General features: G+C 69.7%; 19 protein-coding genes and 1 pseudogene. 8 read left to right on the forward strand and 12 right to left on the reverse strand.

The features are described from left to right. The 3 genes and pseudogenes from ABNT58_RS14655 to ABNT58_RS14665 all read right to left on the reverse strand — a co-directional run. A pseudogene (locus ABNT58_RS14655) lies at nt 1-282 on the reverse strand (ATPase); the annotation flags it as partial. 67 nt (nt 283-349) lie between these two features. Further along, nucleotides 350-640 (reverse strand): DUF3567 domain-containing protein, encoded by a 291-nt coding sequence (locus ABNT58_RS14660; RefSeq protein WP_348754198.1) that lies wholly within the window; start codon nt 638-640, stop codon nt 350-352. 265 nt (nt 641-905) lie between these two features. Continuing rightward, entirely contained in the window at nt 906-2,114 is a 1,209-nt protein-coding gene (locus ABNT58_RS14665; protein ID WP_348754199.1) for a DUF3108 domain-containing protein, read from the reverse strand. 13 nt (nt 2,115-2,127) lie between these two features. Here ABNT58_RS14665 and ABNT58_RS14670 point away from each other — a divergent pair, with 13 nt between their 5' ends. From ABNT58_RS14670 to ABNT58_RS14690, 5 genes are all read left to right on the forward strand, one after another. After that, a complete protein-coding gene (locus tag ABNT58_RS14670) occupies nt 2,128-3,117 on the forward strand; it encodes a fumarylacetoacetate hydrolase family protein (protein ID WP_348754200.1) in 990 nt (329 codons plus the stop codon). Between the two features lie 16 nt (nt 3,118-3,133). Next, a complete protein-coding gene (locus tag ABNT58_RS14675; RefSeq protein ID WP_348754201.1) occupies nt 3,134-3,616 on the forward strand; it encodes a retropepsin-like aspartic protease in 483 nt (160 codons plus the stop codon). Continuing rightward, on the forward strand, nt 3,613-4,611 hold the full coding sequence (locus ABNT58_RS14680; protein ID WP_348754202.1) for a TraB/GumN family protein: 999 nt from the start codon (nt 3,613-3,615) through the stop codon (nt 4,609-4,611). Before ABNT58_RS14675 ends, ABNT58_RS14680 begins: the two co-directional genes overlap by 4 nt. Nucleotides 4,612-4,703: 92 nt before the next feature. Continuing rightward, the gene (locus ABNT58_RS14685) at nt 4,704-5,342 is read left to right on the forward strand and encodes a PhaM family polyhydroxyalkanoate granule multifunctional regulatory protein (RefSeq protein ID WP_348754203.1); all 639 of its coding nucleotides are present in this window, start codon (nt 4,704-4,706) and stop codon (nt 5,340-5,342) included. 21 nt (nt 5,343-5,363) lie between these two features. Beyond that, nucleotides 5,364-6,566, forward strand: coding sequence for an FIST N-terminal domain-containing protein (locus ABNT58_RS14690; protein WP_348754204.1), 1,203 nt, complete (start codon nt 5,364-5,366; stop codon nt 6,564-6,566). Nucleotides 6,567-6,581: 15 nt separating this feature from the next. On the opposite strand, the gene ABNT58_RS14695 is transcribed toward ABNT58_RS14690, so the two are convergent. Together ABNT58_RS14695 and ABNT58_RS14700 are read right to left on the reverse strand one after the other, a co-directional pair. Next, complete coding sequence (locus tag ABNT58_RS14695; protein ID WP_348754205.1) at nt 6,582-7,553, reverse strand: DMT family transporter; 972 nt, start codon at nt 7,551-7,553, stop codon at nt 6,582-6,584. 68 nt (nt 7,554-7,621) lie between these two features. Beyond that, nucleotides 7,622-8,449, reverse strand: coding sequence for an AraC family transcriptional regulator (locus tag ABNT58_RS14700; RefSeq protein WP_348754206.1), 828 nt, complete (start codon nt 8,447-8,449; stop codon nt 7,622-7,624). A 162-nt stretch (nt 8,450-8,611) separates the two neighbouring features. On the opposite strand from ABNT58_RS14700, the gene ABNT58_RS14705 reads away from it, so the two are divergent. Continuing rightward, nucleotides 8,612-8,797 (forward strand): CsbD family protein, encoded by a 186-nt coding sequence (locus ABNT58_RS14705; RefSeq protein WP_348754207.1) that lies wholly within the window; start codon nt 8,612-8,614, stop codon nt 8,795-8,797. Between the two features lie 193 nt (nt 8,798-8,990). Here ABNT58_RS14705 and ABNT58_RS14710 read toward each other — a convergent pair whose 3' ends face one another. From ABNT58_RS14710 to glpD, 7 genes are all read right to left on the reverse strand, one after another. After that, nucleotides 8,991-10,724: an ABC transporter substrate-binding protein gene (locus ABNT58_RS14710; RefSeq protein WP_348754208.1), complete on the reverse strand. Its 1,734-nt coding sequence runs from the start codon at nt 10,722-10,724 to the stop codon at nt 8,991-8,993. A 94-nt stretch (nt 10,725-10,818) separates the two neighbouring features. After that, nucleotides 10,819-11,127, reverse strand: a complete 309-nt coding sequence (locus ABNT58_RS14715) for a DUF2160 domain-containing protein (RefSeq protein ID WP_348754209.1) — start codon at nt 11,125-11,127, stop codon at nt 10,819-10,821. A 30-nt stretch (nt 11,128-11,157) separates the two neighbouring features. Then, on the reverse strand, nt 11,158-11,970 hold the full coding sequence (locus tag ABNT58_RS14720; protein WP_348754210.1) for a carbohydrate ABC transporter permease: 813 nt from the start codon (nt 11,968-11,970) through the stop codon (nt 11,158-11,160). After that, nucleotides 11,963-12,853 carry a sugar ABC transporter permease gene (locus ABNT58_RS14725; RefSeq protein ID WP_348754211.1) on the reverse strand — a complete coding sequence of 297 codons (891 nt, stop codon included), beginning with the start codon at nt 12,851-12,853 and terminating at the stop codon, nt 11,963-11,965. The genes ABNT58_RS14720 and ABNT58_RS14725 overlap by 8 nt, the downstream gene beginning before the upstream one ends. Continuing rightward, the gene (locus tag ABNT58_RS14730; RefSeq protein WP_348754212.1) at nt 12,850-13,941 is read right to left on the reverse strand and encodes an ABC transporter ATP-binding protein; all 1,092 of its coding nucleotides are present in this window, start codon (nt 13,939-13,941) and stop codon (nt 12,850-12,852) included. The genes ABNT58_RS14725 and ABNT58_RS14730 overlap by 4 nt, the downstream gene beginning before the upstream one ends. A 1-nt stretch (nt 13,942) precedes the next feature. Further along, nucleotides 13,943-15,022 (reverse strand): ABC transporter ATP-binding protein, encoded by a 1,080-nt coding sequence (locus tag ABNT58_RS14735; protein WP_348754213.1) that lies wholly within the window; start codon nt 15,020-15,022, stop codon nt 13,943-13,945. A 3-nt stretch (nt 15,023-15,025) separates the two neighbouring features. Then, complete coding sequence (gene glpD, locus ABNT58_RS14740) at nt 15,026-16,693, reverse strand: glycerol-3-phosphate dehydrogenase (RefSeq protein ID WP_348754214.1); 1,668 nt, start codon at nt 16,691-16,693, stop codon at nt 15,026-15,028. A 178-nt stretch (nt 16,694-16,871) separates the two neighbouring features. On the opposite strand from glpD, the gene ABNT58_RS14745 reads away from it, so the two are divergent. Together ABNT58_RS14745 and ABNT58_RS14750 are read left to right on the forward strand one after the other, a co-directional pair. Then, on the forward strand, nt 16,872-17,666 hold the full coding sequence (locus ABNT58_RS14745) for a DeoR/GlpR family DNA-binding transcription regulator (RefSeq protein WP_348754216.1): 795 nt from the start codon (nt 16,872-16,874) through the stop codon (nt 17,664-17,666). Next, a partial coding sequence (locus tag ABNT58_RS14750; protein ID WP_348754215.1) for an FGGY family carbohydrate kinase occupies nt 17,663-17,955 on the forward strand: 293 nt, incomplete at its 3' end. The genes ABNT58_RS14745 and ABNT58_RS14750, both read left to right, overlap by 4 nt.

Raw genomic sequence — 17,955 nt, forward strand, 5'->3', positions numbered from 1 at the left:
CTGCAAAAAGGCCTCGTCGGCCAGGGCTTCATGGCCGCGCCAGTGTTCGTTGTGCTGGCAGCGCTGCACCAGGAAGGCCCGCAGCCGCTGCAGCACCGGCTGCGGCCACACGAGGTGGCGGCCGGTGAGGGAGAGCAGGCTGTTCCAGTCGCGGCGCAGGTTGAAACGGCCCGCATGGCGCATGGTGAGCGCCAACACGAAGCGCGAGCACATGCGGTCCAGCACGGGGGCTTCGCGCAGGTCGGGCGACAGCAGCAGCGGTACGTCGGCGGTGGAAGTCACGGCACGCGGCATCGGTGGACGCCGCATGTTCGCCCAGCCGCCGGGGCTGGGCAAGCCCTTCCCATGCTCAGTGCAGGACGACGGGGTTTTGCGCCAGCTGGGTAAAACGGGCGATGTAGTCGTCCAGCTCGTCTTCTGAGGGGCTGGTCTGGATCAGCGCCTCGACGCCGACCTTGAAGCTTTCAGCCATCGCGCCTTCCAGGAAGATTTCCTTCCGGGCGAACTTATCGACGATTTCATAGCCGCCGCGGGTGAGCGCGGGGTCGGTGCCCGTGGGCTCCAGCGCCACGGCGGCGCTGTCACCCGGCAGGTCGAACTGCACCACCGCGAAGTTGTCTGAGTTGTAGAGCATCAACATGGAGTTTTCTCCTTGCAGGCCAGTTGGCGCCGCTGCCGCAATATTCAAGCCATCAAGGCCTGTTTGGGTTGACAGGGCAAACGGCCGGCCTGCAAAGAGCCCGGGGGCTCCACGTTCCGCCGCCGGGCCGCCCCAAGGGCGGGTGCGCCCCCTTGGGGTGGCGAGCGGAGCGAGCTTGGGGGCTCTCCTCAGCCGCGCCGGGCCGCTCCCAAGCGGCTGAGAGCCCCCTCGGGGGGTGGCGAGCGCAGCGAGCTTGGGGGCTCCATCAATCTGCAGGCAACAGCTCCAAGGCGTCGTCATTGCCAGCCGTGGCCAGGCGGGCCTTCACAGGCCGATGCTCGTTGGCCGGGTCCAGCCAGATCTCCACATGGGTGTCGTAGGCCTTGCGCGGCTCGCGCACCAGCTTCAGCGCCATCGTCTCGCGGTCGCCGCCGATGGGCACGCTTTCCAGCCCCACCACGTTGAACTGCCACACATCGGCATCGCCACGCGCGCCCGAGACGAAAAACACGATGCGCGAGCCCACGTTGAAGCGCTTGGGCGACGCGTTGAGCACGCCGCCGATCTGCAGCATCCAGCTCAGCCGGTCCTGCGCGCCGGGTGGCAGGTCGAACTGCACCGACGGGCCCGAGTAGCTGATCTTGCCCGCCGCCCGCTGGAAGTTGGCGGCCTGCGCGTCCTTGCCGCGGCGGCGGATCAAGAAGCGCTCCGGCGCCACGCCGGCCCGGTCGATGGCGCCGGTGCTGGTCCAGTCCAGCACGTTGAAGCCGGCCACGCTGCCGTCCAGCCGCGCTTCGTAGCGGCCGTCGGCCGACGGCGACCAGCGCAGCGTGCCGCTGCCCGAAATCAGGCCCCGCTTGAGCTGGTAGCGCGCGCTGAAAGGTGCCGCCAGCCGTGTGGCGTAGACGGGCACCTGCACCGTCTCGGCGCGGGCGGCGGCCGGCGCCGCAGCGGCGGCGGTGGCCATGCCGGCAGTGGCCGCCGCCAGGGTGACGGGGCCGCCGGCCTCGCCTTCGTGGCCGGGCGGCGGTGTCTGGGGGTCCGTCTGGTCGCGTTCGGCCGCGGCCGGCGGCGGATCGGTCGGCGCGGAGGAGTCGGCCGGGGCGGGCGCTGCATCGGCCTCAGCCGCCGGCGCATCGCCCGCAGCGGGCGTGGCGTCCTGGGCAGCGGGCGGCGGGGCCGCCGGCGACGGCCCGGCGTGCCCACGCGCCAGGGTGGTCGACGGCGCCGGGGTCACCGGCAGGCGCTCGACCCCCGCCACGGCCACCGGCTGCGCCAGCGCCGCCGGCACGGGCTGGGCCGCCACGCTGCGCACGGTCAAGGGCGCCGGGCGTGCAGCGGCTGACGGCTCGGCCGCCCGCGCGGCGGCACCGCCCACGGCGCCCAGGCCCCAGGCATGCACCAGCACCGTGGCCACGGCCACGCCGGCCAGCACCCATCGGCGACGCCACAGTCCGTTGGCAGGGGCTGCCATCACAATCGCTTTCATGAAACTCGCTACGTACAAGGATGGATCGCGGGACGGCCAGCTGGTGGTGGTGTCCCGCGACCTCACCACAGCCCATTTTGCGACCGGCATCGCCACGCGGATGCAGCAGTTGCTGGACGACTGGAACTTCATCAGCCCGCAGCTGGAAGACCTGTACCAGACCCTGAACCAGGGCAAGGCACGGCATGGATTTGCATTCGAGCCCGCCAAGTGCATGGCGCCGCTGCCGCGGGCCTGCCAGTGGGCCGACGGCTCAGCCTACATCAACCACGTGGAGCTGGTGCGTCGCGCCCGCAAAGCCGAGGTGCCCGAAAGCTTCTACACCGACCCGCTGATGTACCAGGGCGGCAGCGACGATTTCCTGGGCCCCTGCGACGCCGCCGTGTTCGCCGACGAAGCCTGGGGCATCGACTTCGAGGCCGAGCTGGCGGTGGTGACGGGCGACATCCCGATGGGCTGCAGCGCCGAGCGGGCGCTGGAAGGCATACGCCTCGTGATGCTGGCCAACGACTGGAGCCTGCGCCACCTGATCCCGGCCGAGCTGGCCAAGGGCTTCGGCTTTTTCCAGAGCAAGCCGGCCACCGCCTTCAGCCCGGTGGCGGTGACCCCCGACGAACTGGGCGAAGCCTGGCGCGGCGGCCGCCTGCACCTGACGCTGCAAAGCACCTGGAACGGCCGCACCGTGGGCCTGACCGAGGCCGGGCCGGAGATGACCTTCCACTTCGGCCAGCTGATCGCCCACATGGCCCGCACGCGCCGGGTGCGCGCCGGCAGCATCGTGGGCAGCGGCACCGTGAGCAACCAGGACTGGTCGCGCGGCTATGCCTGCATCGCCGAAAAACGCGCCATCGAAACCATCGAAGGCGGCGAGCCCAAGACCGGCTTCATGCAGGACGGCGACACCATCCGCATCGAGATGAAGGGCGCCGACGGCCAGAGCGTGTTCGGCGCCATCGAGCAGACGGTGCAGGTGGAGGACGCGCGCTGAGCGCGCCGGTGGCTGCATGAGCGAGGTCTCGCGCACCTTCAAGCTGGTCACGCTGTGGCTGGTGATCGGCGTGGCCGTGTTCCTGGGCGTGGAGTGGTGGCAGGCCGAGCAGCAGCGCAGCCGCTTCAGCAGCCAGGGCGGCGTGGTGGAGCTGCGCCGCGCGCCCGACGGGCACTTTCACTGGCCGGGCCGCGTCAACGGCATTGCGGTGGACTTTCTGGTGGACACCGGCGCCACCAGCACCGCCTTGCCCCAGTCGCTGGCCGAGGAGGCGCGGCTGGTGCTGGAAGGCAGCGTCACCTCCTCCACCGCCGGCGGCGTGGTGCGCGGCAGCCTGGCACGTGCCGACATCGAGCTGCAAGGCGGCGTGAGCGCCGACCGCCTGCGGGTGACGGTGCTGCCCGCGCTGGAAGCGCCGCTGCTGGGCATGGACGTGTTGTCGAAGATGCATTTCAGCCAGCGCGGCGGCGTGCTGCGCTTTGAACCCCCGAGCCCATGAGCCCATTCGTTCACAAGCTGCTGCACACCCCCGGCTGGCGCCGGCTGCTGGCGCTGGCCACCACCGTCGCCGGCCTGTGGGGGCAGCCCGCGGTGGCCGCCGAGCCCGCGTACCGCACCGACTGCCCGCCGGTGGCCACGCAGCCCACGCCCGAGCAGCTGCGCACCGCCATCGCGCAGGCGCGCGACCACGGCTTCTTGTGGCGCTTCGAGCGCGACGGCCATGCCGGCTACCTGTACGGCACGGTGCACGTGGGCAAGCTGGCCTGGGCCGTGCCCGGCCCGACGGTGAACGAAGCGCTGCGCGCCAGCGACACCCTGGCGCTGGAGCTGGATTTCAGCGACCCCGCGCTGGCCCGCAAGGTGGCCGACAGCATGGTGACGCCCGGCGCCGACGTGCCGCCGCTGCCGCCGGCGCTGCAGGCGCGACTCGACCGCCTCAGCCGCGCGGCCTGCCTGCCTGCGAGCGGGCAGCCGCATCCGGTGATGCAGGCGCTGGCCCTCACCACGCTGGCGGCGCGTGTCGATGGGCTGGACCCGGCCTATGCGCAGGAATTCGCCCTCAGCGGCTTCATGACGGCGCTGGGGCGCAAGATCGTGTCGCTGGAAACGCCCGAGCTGCAGATGGCCGCGCTGGTGCCGCCCGACCCGGCCGAGGCCCAGCGCCTGGTGCGGCAGATGGTGGAACAGCTGGAGGCGGACCGCACCCGCGGCATGGTGGTGCGCCTGGCCGACGTGTGGGCCCGCGGCGACCTGGAACAGCTCGAGCGCTACGACCAGTGGTGCGAATGCGTGGAAACCGACGAAGACCGCCGCCAGCTGCAGCGGCTGAACGACGAGCGCAACCCCGGCCTGGCCGAACGCATCGACGCGCTGCAGCGCGAAGGCCGGCGCCTCTTCGTGGCCGTGGGGGCACTGCACATGACCGGCCCGCAGGCGCTGCCCCGGCTGCTGGCGCAGCGCGGCTACACGGTGGCCCGGGTGCCCTTGCGGTAAGCCCGCGCAGGCACGGCGGCACCGCTGTGCACAATGGGTCGCAGCCGTACCCGCCCCCGACCCCCTCGACACCACGCCCAGGAGACCCATCCATGGCCGACAGCGCCTCCCCCTTCTCTTCCCTCGTGCCCGGCTTCGACTTCCTGCAGAACCTGGTCAAGGGCGCCGGCTCGGCGATGCCGTCCATCGGCCAATGGGTGGCCCCCACGCTGGACCCGGCCGAGCTGACCAAGCGCATCGACGAGCTGAAGACGGTGCAGTTCTGGCTGGAGCAGAACGCCCGCATGCTGGCGGCCACCATCCAGGCGCTGGAAGTGCAGCGCATGACGCTGAGCACGCTCAAGACCATGAACGTGCAGGTCAAGGATCTGCAGGAGGCGATGAAGATCAAGCTGCCGGAAGTGGCGGCGCCCGCGCCTGCGGCCACGCCCGAGCCGGCTGCCGATGCCGATGCCAGGGCCGAGAAGCCGGCCGGCGTGGTCGACCCGATGCAGTGGTGGGGCGCGCTGACCAAGCAGTTCACCGAACTGGCGACCGAAGCCATCAAGGAAGGCTCGGCCCATGCCGCGCAGGTGGCCCAGCTGGCCAAGATGCCGCCGCTGACGCCGGCCGCGCCCGCGCCGGCCCCGGCAGCCGCCCGCGCCGCCAAGGCCGACGCGCCTGCCGCCGCCGCACCCGCCAAGAAGGCCCCAGCCCGCAAGGCGGCGCGCAAGCGACCGGCCGCTGGCTGACCCTTCATCACCGCCGTTTCCATGATCCCGTTCATCCACGCCCACGCCACGCACCCCGACTGGCGCATGGCCCTGGCCCTGGCAGCCGCGCAGATCGATGCCCAGCGCGCCGCCCATGCACGCGCCGTCAAGGCCGGTGCGCCCGACTTCAGCCTGGGCTTCGTGTACTTCAGCGACCACTACTCGGCCCATGCCGACGCCTTGCTGGAAGAGCTGAACACCCGCTGGCCCGGCCTCAGCTGGGTGGGCTCGGTGGGCGTGGGCGTGGCCGCCAGCGGCGTGGAATACATCGACGAGCCGGCGCTGGCGCTGATGCTGGCACCGCTGGCCACTGACAGCTTCCAGGTGTTTTCGGGCGCGCGGCCATTGGGCGGCAAGGAGCCGTACACGGCGCTGGTGCATGCCGACCCCGGCACGCCCGACCTGGCCGAGCTGATCGGCGAGCTGAGCGGCCGCACCGCCTCGGGCTACCTGTTCGGCGGCCTGGCCGCCGGCCGCCACGGCGCGCTGCACATCGCCGACACGGTGTGCCGCGGCGGGCTGTCGGGCGTGGGCTTTGCGCAGGGGCTGCCGCTGCTGTCGCGCGTCACCCAGGGCTGCCAGCCGGTGGGGCCGGTGCGCCGGGTGACGGCGGCGCAGCGCAATGTGGTCACCGCGCTGGACGGCGAGCCGGCGCTGGACTGCCTGCTGCGCGACCTGGGCATCGAGCTGGACGACCCGCATGCCGCGCTGCCCAAGCTGCGCGCTACGCTGGTGGGCCTGACCGACGGCGGCAGCGACCTGCTGACGCGGCCCGGCCAGTTCGGCACCGACACCCGGGTGCGCCACCTGGTGGGCCTGGACCCGGGTGCCCGCGGCATCGCCGTGGCCGACCTGGTGGAGCCTGGCATGCAGCTGGCCTTCTGCCACCGCGACGTGCAGGCCGCGCGGCGCGACCTGGTGCGCATCTGCAGCGAGATCCGCGAAGAGCTGGAGCCCGCCACCGAAGGCGCCGACGCCGCCAGCGGCCCGGCCGACCCGATGCAGCGGGTGGCCGGTGCGCTGTACATCAGCTGCGCCGGCCGCGGCGGCCCGCACTTCGGCTCACCCTCGGCCGAGATGCAGATCGTGCAGCATGCGCTGGGCGACGTGCCGCTGGTCGGTTTTTTCGCCGGCGGCGAGATCGCTCGCCACCACCTGTACGGCTACACGGGGGTGCTCACGGTGTTTCTGCAGCCGGGCTGAAGCCCGGCTCGACCGTCAGCCCACGTGGGCTTCCACGGCCTCCACCGGCTCGGGCCGCACGCGCAGCGCCCAGGCCACGCCGGCCACCAGCAGCACGATGCCCGCCAGCGTGGCCGGCGCCGGCCACTGGCCGCGCAGCAGGAAGGCATAGGCCAGGGCTGACAGCGTCTCGAACACGATGAGCTGGCCCACCAGCGTGGTGGGCAGGCGCTGGCTGGCCTCGTTCCAGCACAGCGTGCCCAGCCAGGAGGCAAACAGCCCGATGGCCAGCATCAGCCCCAGGAACAGGCCGGGCGTGGGCCCCAGCGGCATGTCGAAGGGCTGCGCCGTCGCGCTGTTCCAGATCCACACGCCGGCCAAGCCCAGCACCGCCATCGGCAGCGTGGCGATGCCTTGCGCGGTGGCCCAGCTGCGCGGGCTGCGGTCGGTGTGGTGGCGCAGCCAGTCGGCATTGCGCATCGGATACCAGGTCCAGCAGGCCACGGCCGCGATGGCCAGCAGCGCACCGGTGGCATAGCGACCCAGGTCGGCGGCGGGGTCGGCGCGCAGCTGCTGCAGCTCAGCCTGGTTGACGCAGCCGATGCCCAGCGCAATGAGGCCCAGCGAAGGCGCCAGCCGCAGCCAGGGCAAGCGGCCGTCACGCTCGGCATCACGCAGGTTGGAGCAGATGGCGATCACCACCGGCAGCGTGCCGATGATCATGGTGGGCAGCGGCCCGCCCGCGCGCTGGATGGCGGCCGACAGGCACAGGTAGTACAGCACGTTGCCCACCAGCGAGAGCTTGGCCGCCTCGATCCAGTCGGCGCGGGTGAACTGGGCCATGCGCCGCCGGTCCAGCCACAGCATGGGCAGCGCGATGAGGCCGAAGGCCAGGTAGCGGCCGAAGGACAGCAAGGTGGCCGGGTAGTCGGGCAGCAGCGTGGGCGCGACGAAGACGAGGCCCCACATCAGGCCGGCGGCCAGGGCGAACAAGGTACCGATGAGCATGGGCGCAAGTGTCGGCGCTGCGGCCGGCCGCCGTCTTGTACCGGCTTGCGCTGCGCCGGGGTCGCCCTTCAGCGGCCGCCCACCTGCCGTGCGTAACGCGCCGGCGTCACGCCGTATCGGTTCACGAAGGCGCGGGTCAGGTGCGCCTGGTCGGTCAGGCCCACCGCGGCGGCCACGTCGGCCGGCTTGTGGCCGCGCGCCAGCCGCTGCTTGGCCTGCAGCAGGCGCAGCGCCATCAGCATCTGGTGGGGCGTGGCGCCATGGGCGGCCTTGAAGCTGCGCTGGAAATGGAACGGGCTGAGGCCGGCCACGGCCGCCAGCTGCTCCAGCCGCAACGGCTCGGCCAGGTGGGCGTGCAGGTAGTCGATCACCGCGGCAAAGCGCTGCGGCGCCCCTGCCGGCCGCGTGGCGCTGGCCTGCACGCGGGGCCGCAGCAGCGCCAGCAGCTCTTGCAGGTGGCTGTCGAAAGCCAGCGGGTCATCGGCCAGCCACAGCGCGCCGAGCCGCTGGCCCACCTGGGCCGCCAGCCGCGGCGCGTGCAGCACCGCGGCATCGAAGTGCCAGGCGCCATCACCCGTCACGGCCTGCAGCAGGGGGGCGTCGAGGTACAGCATGCGGTAGCGCCAGCCGCCTTCGGTCTCGGCGCGGCCGGTGTGCAGCTCGTCGGGGTTCATCAGCACCACCGAGCCGGCGGCGGCCAGGTGGTCGCTGCCGCGGTAACGGAAGCGCTCGACTCCGGCCGCGATGGCACCCAGGCCATAGGCGTCATGGGTGTGCGGCTCGAAGGCATGCCGGACGATGTGGGCGCGGTACAGCTCCACGCCCGGCCGGTGCGTGGGCCGGCGGAACTCGGCCCGGTCGGCCGGGTGGTCGAACTGCTCGGGCACCGCTTGCATGCGCCGATGATGGCATGCGGCGTCGCCCTACATGCAACCGCGCCCCGGACCGACGGTTACGAGTGTGAGGCGGGGGCACAGTGGCTTCACCGCTGAACAAGACAGCGGGCGGCGGCGCAACAGCGCGGCCTTCCACCCCACAAAGCCTACGAAGGAACCACCATGAACGACGATCAAGTCAAGGGCCGCCTGACGGACGCCAAGGGCCACATCAAGGAAGCCATCGGCAAGGCCGTCGGCAACGAGAAGCTGGAATCCGAAGGCCTGGCCGACCAGGCCAAGGGCACGACCCAGAAGACCTACGGCGACGCCAAGGAAGACGTCAAGGACGCCGTGAAGGGCCGCTGAAGCGCGGACCCCTCGGGCGCCTGAGACGTGAGGCGCCACCACCGACCCAACGGGCCCTCACGGGCCCGTCGGCGTTTCAGGTACGGCTTAGCTCGCTAAGCACAGCCCCGCGGCCGCCGCCCGGCCGCTCCGAAGGCGGCCGCGGCAACCCTCTCGGAGGGTGGGCCCATGTACGCATGGGCCGGGTGCCCCATCACCGGGCCTTGCCGGCCTTCCAGGCGCTCAGCAGGCTGTCATAGGCGATGGTTTCGCCCTTCGGCTTTTCGTTGGCCAGCTTGGCCCACGGGGCCTGCTTGTCGCTCAGCCACTTCTTGGGGTCTTCGCGCTTGTTGAGCTTGGGCGCGCACTTGGCCATGCCGGCACGTTCCAGCCGGGCCATCACGTCGTCCATCTCCTTGGCCAGCGTGTCCATCGCGGCCTGCGGGGTCTTCTCGCCGGTCACGGCCTGGGCCACGTTCTTCCACCACAGCTGGGCCAGCTTGGGGTAGTCGGGCACGTTGGTGCCGGTGGGGCTCCAGGCCACGCGGGCGGGGCTGCGATAGAACTCCACCAGGCCACCCAGCTTGGGCGCCATGTCGGTCATGGCCTTGCTCTGGATGTCGCTTTCGCGGATGGGCGTCAGGCCCACCAGCGTCTTCTTCAGGCTGGTGGTCTTGGCGGTCACGAACTGCGCATACAGCCAGGCCGCTGCGGTCTTGTTGGCGTCATGGCCCGAGAAGAAGGTCCAGCTGCCCACGTCCTGGTAGCCGTTCTGCATGCCCTGCTTCCAGTACGGGCCGTTGGGGCCAGGGGCCATGCGCCACTTGGGCGTGCCGTCGGCGTTGACCACCGGCAGGCCGGGCTTGGTCATGTCGGCGGTGAAGGCCGTGTACCAGAAGATCTGCTGCGCGATCTGGCCTTGCGCGGGCACCGGGCCTGCTTCGCCGAAGGTCATGCCGGTGGCTTCCTTCGGGGCGTACTTCTTCATCCAGTCGACGTACTTGGTGAGTGCATAGACGGCTGCGGGCGAGTTGGTGGCACCGCCGCGCTCCACGCTGGCGCCCACCGGCGTGCACTTGTCGTCGGCCACGCGGATGCCCCACTCGTCGATCGGCAGGCCGTTGGGCGTGCCGATGTCGGCCGAGCCGGCCATCGACAGCCAGGCGTCGGTGAAGCGCCAGCCCAGCGACGGGTCCTTCTTGCCGTAGTCCATGTGGCCGTAGATCGGCTTGCCGTCGATCTGCTTCACGTCGTTGGTGAAGAACTCGGCGATGTCCTCGTAGGCGCTCCAGTTCAGCGGCACGCCCAGGTCGTAGCCGTACTTGGCCTTGAACTTGTCCTTCAGGTCCTTGCGCTCGAACAGGTCGGCGCGGAACCAGTACAGGTTGGCGAACTGCTGGTCAGGCAGCTGGTACAGCTTGCCGTCGGGCGCGGTGGTGAACTTGGTGCCGATGAAGTCCTGCAGGTCCAGGCCGGGGTTGGTCCACTCCTTGCCGGCGCCGGTCATGTAGTCGGTCAGGTTGAGCACCTTGCCGTAGCGGTAGTGGGTGCCGATCAGGTCGGAGTCGCTGATCCAGCCGTCGTAGATGCTCTTGCCCGACTGCATCGAGGTCTGCAGCTTCTCGACCACGTCGCCTTCCTGGATCAGGTCGTGCTTGACGGTGATGCCGGTGATCTCGGTGAAGGCCTTGGCCAGGGTCTTGGCTTCGTACTCATGGGTGGTGATGGTCTCGGACACCACCGAGATCTCCTTCACACCCTTGGCCTGCAGCTTCTTGGCGGCTTCGATGAACCACTTCATCTCGGCCATCTGCTGGTCTTTGCTCAGGGTCGACGGCTGGAATTCGCTGTCGACCCATTTCTTGGCTTCCGCCTCCCCGGCATGGGCCAACGGGCCGGCCATGGTCAGCAGGGCTGCCAGGGCGAGTGCGCTGTAACGCAGGTTCATGTTTGTCTCCTCGGTGTGCTTCCCCGCGACTGCGGTTCGGGTGACCACGGCCCCGGGGAAGCACCGGGCCGGATTCCCTTCTTCAAAGCGGGCCTCAGCCCTTCTTCATGATCAATCCGAGCACGGCCATGGACAGCACGAAGCTGAACCACACGCTGGGCTCCTGCTCCAGCGAGAACCATTGCGCCAAATGCTCACCCAGGCCCACCCAGGCCAGGTTGATGTAGGCGGCGGTGAGCAGGCCGATGAACAGCCGGTCGCCGCGCGTGGTGGCCATCGGCAGCCAGCCCTTGCGCATGACGGTGGGGCTCTTGAGCTCCCACACGGTCATGCCGATGAGCATCAGCACGATGCAGGTGAAGAAGACGGCGACGGGCGTCGTCCAGACCATCCAGGCAAACATCAGACTCTCCCTTTACGTCGATGGGCCACGTCAAACGCGTCCCATGGCGAAGCCCTTGGCGATGTAGTGCCGCACGAACCAGATCACGATGGCGCCCGGCACGATGGTGAGCACCCCGGCCGCGGCCAGCGTGGCCCAGTCCATGCCGGAGGCACTCACGGTGCGGGTCATCGTCGCCACGATGGGCTTGGCGTCCACGCTGGTCAGCGTGCGCGCCAGCAGCAGCTCCACCCAGCTGAACATGAAGCAGAAGAACGCGGCCACGCCCACGCCCGCCTTGATCAGCGGCAGGAAGATGGTGAGGAAAAAGCGCGGGAAGCTGTAGCCGTCGATGTAGGCCGTCTCGTCGATCTCGCGCGGGATGCCGCTCATGAAGCCTTCCAGGATCCACACCGCCAGCGGCACGTTGAACACCAGGTGCGCCAGCGCCACGGCCAGGTGGGTGTCCATCAGGCCCACGGTGGTGTAGAGCTGGAAGAAGGGCAGCAAGAACACCGCGGGCGGCGTCATGCGGTTGGTCAGCAGCCAAAAGAAGACGTGCTTGTCGCCCAGGAAGCTGAAGCGGCTGAAGGCATAGGCCGCCGGCAGCGCCACGGTGATGCTGATCACCGTGTTGATGGCCACGTAGATCAGGCTGTTGATGTAGCCCGAGTACCAGCTCTCGTCGGTGAAGATGGTCTTGTAGTTATCCCAGGTGAAATCCTGCGGCCACAGGCTGAAGCTGGACAGGATCTCCTGGTTGGTCTTGAAGGACATCATCGTCATCCAGTAGATCGGCAGGATGGCGAAGACGAGGTACAGCAGCAAGAACAGCGTGCGCTTCTGGAAGCCCTGCTTATTCACCGGTGTGCTCCTTGTCGGCGGTGCCCACGCGCTGCATCCAGTTGTAGAGGATGAAGCACAGCAGCAGGATGATGAAGAAGTAGATCAGCGAGAAGGCGGCGGCGGGGCCGAGGTCGAACTGGCCCACGGCCTTCTGGGTGAGGTACTGGCTGAGGAAGGTGGTGGCATTGCCCGGGCCGCCGCCGGTGAGCACGAAGGGCTCGGTGTAGATCATGAAGCTGTCCATGAAGCGCAGCAGCACCGCGATCATCAGCACCCCGCGCATCTTGGGCAGCTGGATGTAGCGGAACACCGCGAACTTGCTGGCGCCGTCGATGCGGGCGGCCTGGTAGTACGCATCGGGGATGCTGCGCAGGCCGGCGTAGCACAGCAGCGCCACCAGCGGCGTCCAGTGCCACACGTCCATCACCAGCACGGTGAGCCAGGCATGGGTGGCATTGCCGGTGTAGCTGTAATCGAAGCCCAGCTGTTCCAGCGTGTGGCCCAGCAGGCCGATGTCGGCACGGCCGTAGATCTGCCAGATGGTGCCCACCACGTTCCAGGGAATCAGCAGCGACAGCGCCACCAGCACCAGCACGGCCGACGACTTCCAGCCCTGGGCCGGCATGGCCAGCGCCAGCAGGATGCCCAGCGGAATTTCCACCGCCAGCACCGACAGCGAATAGATGATCTGCCGCAGCAGCGCGCCGTGCAGCTCTTCGTCGCGCATCACGCTGGCGAACCATTCGGTGCCGACGAACACCCGCCGCTCGGGGCTGATGATGTCCTGCACCGAGTAGTTCACCACCGTCATCAGCGGCAGGATGGCCGAGAAGGCCACGCAGATGAAGACGGGCAGCACCAGCAGCCACGCCTTCTGGTTGACCGGCTTGATCGCGCTCATGCCACCAGTTCCTCGTTTTTGTAGAAGCAGGTGTGCGGGCCCACCAGGGCCAGCCACACCGTGCCGCCTTCACCGGGCACCGGGGTGCCAGGAGCCAGGCGGGCCTTGATCAGCACCTCGCCCAGGCGGGCGGTGAGCAGCAGATAGGTGCCCACGTCCTGCACGCGGGTGACGGTGGCCGGCAGCGCACCAGCGTCGCCTTCACGGGCCAGCTCGACGTACTCGGGCCGCACGCCGAGCTTGAGGTCGCCGCCCTGCGTCAATGTCGCCGAGGCGGCCAGCGCGGGCACGCCCGGCATGGCCTGGCCGGCCACGCTGAGCTGGCGGCCGTCCCACTGCGCGGGCAGGAAGTTCATGCCCGGCGAGCCGATGAAGTGGCCGACGAAGGTGTGCGTGGGCCGCTCGAACAGATCGGACGCACTGCCCACCTGCACCGCGCGGCCGCGGGTCATCACCACCACCTGGTCGGCGAAGGTCAGCGCTTCCACCTGGTCGTGGGTGACGTAGATCAGCGTGAGCTTGAGCTCATGGTGGATCTGCTTGAGCTTGCGCCGCAGCTGCCACTTCAGGTGCGGGTCGATCACGGTCAACGGCTCGTCGAACAGCACGGCGCTGACGTCTTCGCGCACCAGGCCGCGGCCCAGCGAGATCTTCTGCTTGGCATCGGCCGCCAGGCCCGAGGCGCGCATGTCGAGCTGGCCGCTCATCTCCAGCATCTCGGCGATGCGGCCCACGCGTTCCTTGATGCGGGCCGGTGCCACGCCGCGGTTTTTCAGCGGAAAGGCCAGGTTCTCGCCGACGGTCATGGTGTCGTAGATCACCGGGAACTGGAACACCTGGGCGATGTTGCGTTCCTGCGGCGAGGCGCGGGTGACGTCGCGGTCGTCGAACTTCACGGTGCCGTGCGAAGGCTGCACCAGACCCGAGATGATGTTGAGCATGGTGGTCTTGCCGCAGCCCGAAGGGCCGAGCAGCGCATAGGCGCCGCCATCCACGAAGCTCATCTTCAGCGGCAGCAGCGCGTAGTCGCTGTCCTGCTGCGGGTCGGGGCGGTACGAGTGCGCCAGGTCGAGGTCGATGCGTGCCATGTCAGTTGCGTCCGGCCGGGGCCACCAGCAAGTCGCCCGCGGCATCGAACACGTAGGCCTGCGCGGGGTCGAGGTAGAGGGTGACGTTGCTGCCCAGGTCGAGCACATGCACGCCAGTGAGCTGGGCCACCACTTCGCCCACGGCGGTGTGCACATGCACGAAGGTGTCGGAGCCGCTGATCTCGGCCAGCTCCACCTGGCCGGGCAGCGTCAGGTCGCCGGGGCGGCCGGTGACGCGGAAGGCCGGCGCCCGCACGCCCACGGTCAGGCTACTGGCGCGGGCGTCGTTGGCCAGCGCCACCGGCAGCACCGGGCCGCCGGCCAGCTGCACGCCGCCGGCGGTGTGGCTGGCGGGCAGCAGGTTCATCGGCGGGTCGCTGAAGGCCCGCGCCACGCGGATGGATCGCGGCCGGTGGAACACTTCGGAGGTGGGGCCGTACTGCAGCAGCTCGCCCGCATCCATCACCGCGGTGTAGCCGCCCAGCAGCAGGGCTTCGGTGGGCTCGGTGGTGGCGTAGACCACGGTGGATTCGCCGCCCGCAAACAGGGCCACCAGTTCTTCGCGCAGCTCTTCGCGCAGCTTGTAGTCGAGGTTGACCAGCGGCTCGTCCAGCAGCAGCAACGGCGCGCCCTTGGCCAGCGCACGCGCCATGGCCACGCGCTGCTGCTGGCCGCCCGACAGCTCGGCCGGCAGCCTCTTCAGGAAGGGGTCGATGTGCAGCCGTTCGGCCAGCGCCTGCACCTGGTGGTCGATGGCGGCGCGGTCGAGGCCGCCGCGCAGCTTCAACGGCGAGGCGATGTTGTCGGCCACCGTCATCGACGGATAGTTGATGAACTGCTGGTACACCATGGCCACGTTGCGGTCGCGCACCGGCACGCCGGTGACGTCGCGGCCGTCGACCCTCACCTGGCCGTGCGAAGGCGTGTCCAGCCCCGCCATCAGCCGCATCAGCGAGGTCTTGCCGGCCTGTGTTGCGCCCAGCAACACCGTCACGGCATTGGGCTGCAGCCGCAGGTCGATCGGGTACAGGTGGTGCGCCGCCCCCACCTGCTTGTCGACGCGTTCGAGCGTGAGTTCCATCGTTTACTTCTTGGTGGCCATTTCAGGCGGCAGGCCCGCCATGGTCTGGTCGGCGGGGGTGGTTTCGCCGGGAAATTGCGCCGCCCACCAGGCGGCGACGGCCGCGCGCTGGGCTTCGGTCAAGTGCAGGCCCAGCTTGGTGCGGCGCCACAGGGCGTCGTCGGCGCTGCGGGCCCATTCATGCGCGTGGAGGTAGCGCAGCTCGGCCTCGTACAGACAGGGCGCCACCTCGGTGCCCAGCGACGCCAGGCCGCTGGCATCGGCGGGCAGGAACAGCGCCACGCGGCTGCCATAGCTGCGCGCCCAGCGCTGGCGCAGCGGCTGCGGCAGCCAGGGGTGGCTGCGGGCCAGCGCGGCCTCGAAGCGGGGAATCGCGTCGGGCCGGGCCACCGGCGCCGCGGCGTCGCGGCGGCGGGCCGCGGCGGGGGCCGACAGGGAACTGGCCACGTCGGGCCAGGCCGCGATGTCGCCACCGGGCATCACCGCACCGGCGGTCCAGGCGCCTTGCGCCAGGCCCAGCGGCGCCTGCAGCAGATCGGCGGCCTCTTCGGCCAGCTTGCGGAAGGTGGTGATCTTGCCGCCCCACACGCTGAGCAACGGCGCGGCGGTGGTGTCCAGGTCCAGCAGGTAGTCGCGCGTCACGGCCGAGGCGTCGCTGGATTCGTCGTCCAGCAGCGGCCGCACGCCGCTGTAGGTCCACACCACGTCGGCCGGCGTCACCGGCTTGGCGAAGTAGCGGCTGGCCTGTTCGCACAGGTAATCGATCTCCGATTGGTCGATGCGCGCCGTGCCGATGGGGCCGTGGTGCTCGACGTCGGTGGTGCCGATCAGCGTGAAGTCGTCTTCGTAGGGGATCGCAAAGATGATGCGCTTGTCGGGGTTCTGGAAGATGTAGGCATGGTCGTGCTCGAACATCTTCTTGACGACGATGTGCGAGCCCTTGATGAGCCGCAGGCTCTTGCTGCCCTGCAAGTGCGCCTGCTGCTTGAGGAACTGCGCCGTCCACGGGCCGGCGGCATTGACCAGCGCACGCGCCTGCACCGGCTGCAGCGTGCCGTCAGCATGGCGCAGCGTGGCGCTCCAGCCCTGCGGGCTGCGCTCGGCCTGGGTGCAGCTGGTGCGGGTGTAGATGGTGGCGCCGTGCTGCTGAGCATCGAGCACGTTCAGCAGCACCAGGCGCGCATCGTCCACCCAGCCGTCGGAGTAGACGAAGCCTTTCGTGAAGCCGGGCTTGAGCGGCCGGCCGGCCGCATGGGTGCGCAGGTCCACGGTCTTGCTGCCGGGCAGCACCTCGCGCTTGGCCAGGTGGTCGTACAGGAACAGGCCGGCGCGGATCATCCAGGCCGGGCGCAGGAAGTTGGCCTTGGGGTCGTGCGGCATCACGAAGCGCAGCGGCCACATGATGTGCGGCGCGGCCTTGATCAGCACCTCGCGCTCGGCCAGCGCCTTGCGCACCAGCGAGAACTCGTAGTACTCCAGGTAGCGCAGCCCGCCGTGGATGAGCTTGGTGGACGACGAGGAGGTGTGCTGGGCCAGGTCGTGCTGCTCGCACAGCACCACCTTGGCACCGCGGCCCGCCAGGTCGCGTGCGATGCCGGCGCCATTGATGCCGCCGCCGACGACGAGCACGTCGCAGGTCAGGGGCTGGTCGCTGGGGGGCAGCGGGTTCAAGGGCATGTCTCCTGGTCAGCACGCCGACCAGGGCCGACGTTCGTTTGAAGTTCGTTTCGCGTTCGTTATCGCGCTTCTTTTTTCGTTTTAGCGGTTTCGCGAGCGGCTGACAAGTAGGCAAACCGCCGGGGAGTCAGCCGCGCGGTTTGCGCCTACCCTCCCTGCCGTGGCCCATTCGCTGACCCCCAATCCGCGCCAGGAAGGCATGCTGACGCTGGTGAAGACGCGTGGTTCGGTCTCGGTCGAAACGCTGGCCGAGCACTTCGGCGTGACACTGCAGACCGCCCGCCGCGATGTTCGTTTGCTGTCCGATGCGGGCCTGCTGGCGCGCTTTCACGGCGGCGCGCGCGTGCCCAGTTCCACCACCGAGAACATCGCCTACCGCCAGCGCCAGCTGCTCAACGACGAGGCCAAGCGCCGCATTGCCCGCGCCGCCGCGCAGGCCCTGCCCGACGGCTGTTCGCTCATCCTCAACATCGGCACCACCACCGAGGCCATTGCGCATGAGCTGCTGCAGCGCAAGGGCCTGCGCGTGATCACCAACAACCTGAACGTGGCGGCCATCCTGTCCGACAACCCGGATTGCGAAGTGATCGTGGCCGGCGGCGTGGTGCGCGGGCGCGACCGCGGCATCGTGGGCGAGGCCACGGTGGACTTCATCCGCCAGTTCAAGGTGGACGTGGGGCTGATCGGCATCTCGGCCATCGAGAACGACGGCACCCTGCGCGACTACGACTACCGCGAGGTGAAGGTGGCGCGCGCCATCCTCGAACACTCGCGCGAGGTGTGGCTGGCCGCCGACCACAGCAAGTTCAACCGGCCCGCGATGGTGGAGCTGGGCCGGCTGGAACAAGTGGACCGCCTGTTCACCGACCAGCCGCCGCCGGCCCCTTTCGCGCACCTGCTGGCCGAGGCCGGCGTGCAGTGCGTGGTGGCGGGCGAAGGCACCGAAGACTCAGGAGACCGACCATGACCGCCCGCTACCTGCTGGCACTCGACCAGGGCACGTCCAGCTCGCGCAGCATCGTGTTCGACCACCGCGGCACCGTGGTGGCCATGGCGCAGCGCGAGTTCCGCCAGATCTACCCGCAGCCCGGCTGGGTGGAGCATGACCCGACCGAGATCTGGACCTCGCAGCTGGCCACCGCACGCGAAGCGCTGGCCGCCGCGCGGCTGAGCACCAAAGACCTGGCCGGCATCGGCATCACCAACCAGCGCGAGACCACGCTGCTGTGGAACCGCCGCACCGGCGAGCCCATCCA

The organism is uncultured Aquincola sp. (assembly GCF_964001545.1).
GTDB lineage: Bacteria > Pseudomonadota > Gammaproteobacteria > Burkholderiales > Burkholderiaceae_C > Aquincola.

Bases quoted from the DNA above. Each gene is read 5' to 3' on its own strand.
- ABNT58_RS14660 (WP_348754198.1), bottom strand. From the start codon at position 640: ATGTTGATGCTCTACAACTCAGACAACTTCGCGGTGGTGCAGTTCGAC.
- ABNT58_RS14665 (WP_348754199.1), bottom strand. From the start codon at position 2,114: ATGGCAGCCCCTGCCAACGGACTGTGGCGTCGCCGATGGGTGCTGGCC.
- ABNT58_RS14670 (WP_348754200.1), top strand. From the start codon at position 2,128: ATGAAACTCGCTACGTACAAGGATGGATCGCGGGACGGCCAGCTGGTG.
- ABNT58_RS14675 (WP_348754201.1), top strand. From the start codon at position 3,134: ATGAGCGAGGTCTCGCGCACCTTCAAGCTGGTCACGCTGTGGCTGGTG.
- ABNT58_RS14680 (WP_348754202.1), top strand. From the start codon at position 3,613: ATGAGCCCATTCGTTCACAAGCTGCTGCACACCCCCGGCTGGCGCCGG.
- ABNT58_RS14685 (WP_348754203.1), top strand. From the start codon at position 4,704: ATGGCCGACAGCGCCTCCCCCTTCTCTTCCCTCGTGCCCGGCTTCGAC.
- ABNT58_RS14690 (WP_348754204.1), top strand. From the start codon at position 5,364: ATGATCCCGTTCATCCACGCCCACGCCACGCACCCCGACTGGCGCATG.
- ABNT58_RS14695 (WP_348754205.1), bottom strand. From the start codon at position 7,553: ATGCTCATCGGTACCTTGTTCGCCCTGGCCGCCGGCCTGATGTGGGGC.
- ABNT58_RS14700 (WP_348754206.1), bottom strand. From the start codon at position 8,449: ATGCAAGCGGTGCCCGAGCAGTTCGACCACCCGGCCGACCGGGCCGAG.
- ABNT58_RS14705 (WP_348754207.1), top strand. From the start codon at position 8,612: ATGAACGACGATCAAGTCAAGGGCCGCCTGACGGACGCCAAGGGCCAC.
- ABNT58_RS14710 (WP_348754208.1), bottom strand. From the start codon at position 10,724: ATGAACCTGCGTTACAGCGCACTCGCCCTGGCAGCCCTGCTGACCATG.
- ABNT58_RS14715 (WP_348754209.1), bottom strand. From the start codon at position 11,127: ATGTTTGCCTGGATGGTCTGGACGACGCCCGTCGCCGTCTTCTTCACC.
- ABNT58_RS14725 (WP_348754211.1), bottom strand. From the start codon at position 12,853: ATGAGCGCGATCAAGCCGGTCAACCAGAAGGCGTGGCTGCTGGTGCTG.
- ABNT58_RS14730 (WP_348754212.1), bottom strand. From the start codon at position 13,941: ATGGCACGCATCGACCTCGACCTGGCGCACTCGTACCGCCCCGACCCG.
- ABNT58_RS14735 (WP_348754213.1), bottom strand. From the start codon at position 15,022: ATGGAACTCACGCTCGAACGCGTCGACAAGCAGGTGGGGGCGGCGCAC.